General features: G+C 52.9%; 5 protein-coding genes. 1 reads left to right on the forward strand and 4 read right to left on the reverse strand.

The window, feature by feature from the left end:
- Positions 1-89: 89 nt before the first annotated feature.
- The 4 genes from C8P63_RS15880 to C8P63_RS15895 form a co-directional block, all read right to left on the reverse strand.
- A complete protein-coding gene (locus tag C8P63_RS15880) occupies positions 90-416 on the reverse strand; it encodes a hypothetical protein (protein ID WP_108025701.1) in 327 nt (108 codons plus the stop codon).
- A gap of 69 nt (positions 417-485) precedes the next feature.
- Positions 486-1,289 (reverse strand): SDR family NAD(P)-dependent oxidoreductase, encoded by an 804-nt coding sequence (locus C8P63_RS15885; protein ID WP_108025703.1) that lies wholly within the window; start codon positions 1,287-1,289, stop codon positions 486-488.
- Positions 1,290-1,518: 229 nt separating this feature from the next.
- On the reverse strand, positions 1,519-2,427 hold the full coding sequence (locus C8P63_RS15890) for a tetratricopeptide repeat protein (RefSeq protein ID WP_108025705.1): 909 nt from the start codon (positions 2,425-2,427) through the stop codon (positions 1,519-1,521).
- 371 nt (positions 2,428-2,798) lie between these two features.
- Positions 2,799-4,145 carry a TrkH family potassium uptake protein gene (locus tag C8P63_RS15895; protein WP_108025719.1) on the reverse strand — a complete coding sequence of 449 codons (1,347 nt, stop codon included), beginning with the start codon at positions 4,143-4,145 and terminating at the stop codon, positions 2,799-2,801.
- Between the two features lie 327 nt (positions 4,146-4,472).
- Between C8P63_RS15895 and mnmA the strand changes: the two genes are divergently transcribed.
- The gene (gene mnmA / locus C8P63_RS15900) at positions 4,473-5,570 is read left to right on the forward strand and encodes a tRNA 2-thiouridine(34) synthase MnmA (protein WP_108025707.1); all 1,098 of its coding nucleotides are present in this window, start codon (positions 4,473-4,475) and stop codon (positions 5,568-5,570) included.
- The last annotated feature ends 430 nt before the right edge of the window (positions 5,571-6,000 follow it).

The raw sequence follows: 6,000 nt of genomic DNA on the forward strand, positions 1-6,000 counted from the left end.
GATGGAACTTCCTCATATGAGGTCAACCGCCCGGAATGACCGAACTTCTGAAAAACCCCCGCGCCCAGATCCGCGGGGGTTTGCAAGTGTCAAGCGTAGGCGTTGGCTCCGTATCGGTGCCCTTCAATGTGGAAATACAGGAGATTCAGATCGGCGATTCGGCTGGAGATATCATTCATTTCATCCCAGATCCTGTCAAAATCCTCTTCTCCTTCCGCCTGGTTCAGGGCATCAAAACAGATCATGTACCGCTCTTCCCATTCTTTCAGTTTGGGTGGAATTTCCGCACACACTTCCTGACATTTCATCTCAAACCGGTGTTGGCTTTCAGGGGGCAACTCTTCGTAATTCACATGAAGAAGCGGCCGTCTCACTTCCAGGCGCTCGTCGTAAAAAAAGTGGAACAGTCGGTCCATCTTCTTTTCACTCCGATTCGTTCCCGTTTCTCCCATGATATATGGAATAACGGTTCAGGACAAGCGAAATCAACCCAAGAGCCCGCCTCCCGAAATCCGAAGATAAGTACCGGTCATGTTGTCGACCGCGCCGGTGCTGAGGAAGGCGACGGCATTGGCGACTTCCTCCGGAGTGGTCAAGCGCCCCGTGGGCAACCCCTGCTCCATTTGGGCCCACATTTCCGCCAGAGACCGTCCCGCCCGTTCCGCTTTGGCTCCGATCGCCTCCCGGGCCATTTCCGTTTCCACGAAACCGGGGGCCACCGCATTCACTTGAATTCCGTGTTTCGCCGCTTCCACCGCAAGGCATTGGGTGAACCCGTTGACCGCGAACTTGGAGGAAGCATAGAGGGTCCCTCCTTCCCAACCGCGGATGCCTGAAAGGGAAGAGATTTGAATAATCTTTCCGGATTTTTTCCGTTTCATCTCCTCATAAACCTTTTGAGTCAACATCACGACGGAAAAGAAGTTGACCTTCATCACCCATTCCATTTCCTCTTCTTTCACCTCTTCCAACAACGCGCTGGCAAAAGCGCCTGCGTTATTGACGAGGATCTCCGTTCCCCCGAAAGAATCCGAGGCTTTTCGGACAACGTTCTCACGCCCGGTTTCTTCCGTCAAATCCGCCGTCACGATCACCACATCCCCGAACCCTTCGACGGTGTCCAGTTCTTTTTTCAACTCTTTCAGCACATTGCCCCTTCGTCCTGTCAACACCAGATTGGCTCCCATACCCCGGAGTCGTTTGGCGATTTCTCTTCCGATCCCACCGGTCGCCCCGGTAACCAAAGCCGTCTTCCCCTTCAGGGCACCGGACGAAAAGACCGAATCCATCCGACATTCCCTCCTTTTCGTTTTCTCTTATTCCATTCCCTTGTCCGTCCGCTTTCATCCATGTTGGGAGTCGGATTCCGGGTAACCAGCGGCGACGGTTTTGACCGATCGCAAGCCACCCACCCTGATCCAGTTTTTCGGTCAAACAAGAAGACCCTCACCCAAAATCGGCAAAGGCCTTTCGACGGGAAGCCGGAGTTTCGGTCCAGAAAGCGATTCCGGACCCGTCTTATGTTTTGCTCAGGGATTTTCCTTTGAACTGATCAATGCGCAGACGGACCACATTCTGATAATGGGGGTCGATGTAATCCAGCATGCGGGTCAATACTTCCATCGCACCCGGCGTATCCCCGATCTCATCAAGGGCATGCGCGTAATCCATCCCGTGGAAGGGCGTGAGAAATGCGGGGTTCCAATAGCTCTGGCAGAAACGCACCAGTTCTTCGAGCAAACCCTCATTGCGCAACAGGGCGGAGACGGTCATCGCCGCCACTTCTTCCTCCCATTCGGGATAACCGTTCTCTTCCGGGCGGAAGGACCGTGTTCGTTCCATGGCTGTGGAAAATTGATCCAGAGCTTCTTCCGGTTTTCCCTGTCGGAGCAACAACCTTCCGAATTCAAGGAATGGCAACCATGCATCCTCCCGTTCAGAAAACAACCTCAGCAATGAGATCCATTCATTCTCATTCCGGACCCATTCGGAGAGCATCCTCAGTGCTGTCTCCTGATTCGGTTCCTTCAACAGCCCTTCCTTCAGTTCCGACACCACGTTTTCCGATTCCGAGCGTGCCGCGTGAATCCGGGCAAGGTATGTATGGGCCACTCCTCTTTCCGGATACTGCTCCATGCATTCCCGGAGATGTTTTTCCGCTTCCCCGTTCTCTCCGTTTTTCAAGAGGATCAAGGCTTTTAAAAGCAGGGCTTCCTCTGCGCGGTTGGTCAAATCCAGCAGCCGGTCGGCTCCCCGTTCCGCTTCCTTCAAAAATCCGTCCTTATAGAGTTGAACAACAAAGGTGTACAGGTTCTGCGGGTGATCCCAGTCGGCCTGAATGTTCCCGGGGATGACATGAGTTCGGAATTCTTCCCGATCTGTCCAGATCAGGTGTCCCAACTCGTCGAATAAGGGGATTTGACCCATCACTCAACCTCCTTATTTATCGACTATTGTAAGATTACTAAAATTGTAAAATAATTTCCGGTACCCGTCGAGGGAATATTTTGAATAAAATTGAAGGATAATGAATGAGTTTGTCGAAAAGGACATTCAAATTATAACAAACAATGGCGTGCAATTCTTTAAAAAGTTTAATGAAATAACAACCAACACCGGAAACCGCTGAAGGATGGCACGTCAAGCCGATCCTTGCCGGTCGGTGACTCCGTTTTACGGTTTCTTTTTCATTGTACGATAAGAATCTCCAAGATGTAATACCGCGTCGGCCCCAAAGGTGGGCTCCTACCATTGGCCGTCTTTCCTACCCCATTGGTTCGACACCTCCGCCGGTGGGATCAGCCGATCAGCGGTTTTTCTTCCGGGTGGCGGATCGGGGGTTTGATCATCCCTTTGGCCACGGCATAGGCCACCGTCATGGGACCCAACCGACCGATGAACATCGTGATGAGGACCAAGATCCGCCCCGGCGGGGACAAATCGGGGGTCACTCCCAATGAAAGCCCCACCGTGCCGAAAGCGGAAACCGACTCAAAAAAGACGTGGAACACATCGGAGGATTCCGTAATCGTCAACAGCATGGTCACGATAATCACCAGGGTCATCGACAAAACCGTAACCGTCAGGGCGCGGTAAACCTGGTGGTGGGGGATGGTTCTTCTGAAGCTGACCACATCGTCCTGACCGCGGATCATGCTCCACACGGCCAGAAGCATCGTGATGAAGGTGGTGGTTTTGATCCCGCCCCCCGTGGAGCCCGGAGAAGCACCCACAAACATCAACAGGATGATGAGAAACTGGGTGGCGGGATACATCCCCGCCAAATCCAGAGTGTTAAATCCTGCGGTTCGGGGAGTCACTCCCTGAAAAAAGGCCGCCACCACCGTATCCCGAAAGGAAAGGCCTCCAAGGGTGCGGGGATTCCCCCATTCGATCAAAAGGATCCCGAAGCTTCCCGCTGCCACCAAGATGCCAGTGGTCAACAAAACGAGTTTGGTATGCAGGCTGATCCGCCGCGTCCACCGGTATTGAAACAGTTCAACGATCACGACGAACCCGAGCCCACCGATGATGAAGAGCGCGGGGATGGTCAGGCTGATGACGGGATCGTTCACAAAGGGCGTCAAACTGCTGTAATCCCCGAAAGCACCATTTAAGTCAAAACCCGCATTGTTAAAAGCGGAGATGCTGTGAAAAACCGAGAAATAAATTCCCTTTTTCCATCCGAACAGAGGAATGAACCGGGTGGCCAAAATCAGAGCGCCCAGTCCCTCAAACACACCGAAAATCACCACAATGTATTTGACCAGCTGCACCACACCACCCACCCGGTCCTGGTGGTACGCCTCCCTCAGGATGAGCCGCTCCTTCACCCCCACTCTTTTCCCCAACAGAAGGGCAAACAATGTGGCAAAACCCATAAAGCCCAACCCTCCGACCTGGATCAGGAGCATGATGACCACTTCTCCGAATGTGCTGAATGTATTTGCCGTGTCATGAACCACCAGTCCGGTGACGCAAACCGCCGATGTGGCGGTAAAAAGGGCATCCAGAAAGGGTATCGGCTCTTTCCCTTCCACCACAATCGGCAGAGACAAAAGGACTGCACCGATCAGGATGGTCAAGGCAAATCCGAGAACCAATATACGGGGGGGTGTCAAACGAAGTTGTTTTTTCGGTTGCATGAATCGTCTTCCCCTTATTCTGCCGAAAGGACCCTCCCGGGGAAGGCAGATGCTTCCTCGAAAGTCCCAACGGTTTTTGGTATAATCTAAGGAATGGGTCAGAAATCCTTTTTCCGGTCCATCATCGATTTTTCGGAAACCGTTCCCCTTTTCTCGAAATGAACATTCAATCACAACGCTTCTAAAGCATCAACCGACCCAAGGAAAGTTGATCACCCGGAGTGGATTATGCAAAATAGATTTCCCCGGATTCGTTTCCGTTATATTCAAAGCATAAAGGAGTTCAAGAGAAAAGCAAGCCAAACCGTTTCATGGGAGGTGTAACCAATGGCGAAAAAAACACCGCGGGTGGTGTTGGGAATGTCCGGCGGCGTTGATTCTTCCGTGGCCGCCCTTCTTCTGAAAGAACAGGGTTACGATGTCGTCGGCCTGTTCATGAAAAACTGGGACGATACGGATGAATGGGGAAACTGCACCGCCACGGAGGATTTTGAAGATGTTCGCCGGGTCGCCGATCATATCGGAATTCCGTATTACTCCGTCAACTTCGAAAAGGAGTATCGGGACAGAGTGTTTGAGTATTTTCTGGAGGAATACCGGAACGGCCGGACCCCCAACCCCGATGTCATGTGCAACAAGGAAATCAAATTCGGTGAGTTTTTGAATAAAGCTCTGCAGTTGGGTGCCGATTACATCGCCACCGGCCATTATGCCCGGGTGGAGGAAACAGACGGTGCATATCGCCTGAAAAGAGGGGAGGATCCCAACAAAGACCAAACGTATTTTTTGTACACCCTCGGTCAGGAACAGCTGTCCAAAACGATCTTTCCCGTCGGCCACCTCAACAAAAAGGAATTGCGTCGGATTGCCGAAGACGCCGGTTTGCCGACGGCCCACAAGAAGGACAGCACCGGGATTTGCTTCATCGGAGAACGGGATTTCAAAGAGTTCCTCAGCCAATACCTTCCGGCACAACCCGGTGAAATACAAACGCTCTCCGGTGAAGTCAAAGGACGGCACGATGGTTTGATGTATTACACCCTGGGTCAACGCCAGGGGCTTGGAATCGGAGGCGGCGGCACCGGGGAACCTTGGTTTGTCGTCGGGAAAGACCTGGAACGGAACGTACTTCTGGTGGCACAGGGGCACGATCATCCCGCTCTGTACTCCGACGGTCTGATCGCAAGCCACATCCATTGGGTGGATCGGAAGAACCGCACTCAACCCTTCTTCTGCACGGCCAAATTCCGTTACCGTCAAAAAGACCAGGGAGTGACCGTTGAGCCACTGGAAAACGGGACGCTCCGGGTCCGCTTCCACGATGCGCAGCGGGCCGTCACCCCCGGCCAGTCGGTCGTTTTTTATGACGGAGAAGACTGTCTGGGAGGCGGGATCATTGAATCGACGTTTAAAAATGAAGACTGAAAAAAGACGCCTTTTCCGGCGTCTTTTTTGTTCCCATTGATTTATCGGGCGATCTTTACCACCAGAAGCGTTGTGATTGAATGTTCGTTTCTCGAGAAAAGGGGAAGCGTTTACCCAAAATAGCGACTTTGCTGTCCTGCCCAGCGGAGAATCAGCCTGCAAGGGCGTTCAGGGGCAAAAGCTTCTCTGTGTTGCATCCGCAGGCGTTTGCCCCTGCCCGCAGCAGGATGATTCGGAGCGGACAATGCAACCATCTCTGCAGGACAGCATAGCGAGACCGGGGAGAGAAGCGACCCAGGCGAGACTTGTGCTCTGTGAGTGCATAGCGAGACCGGGAGAGAAGCGACCCAGGCGAGACTTGTGCTCTGTGAGTGCATAGCGAGACCGGGGAGAGAAGCGACCCAGGCGAGACTTGTGCTCTGTGAGTGCA

This window comes from Melghirimyces profundicolus (assembly GCF_003054245.1).
GTDB lineage: Bacteria > Bacillota > Bacilli > Thermoactinomycetales > DSM-45169 > Melghirimyces > Melghirimyces profundicolus.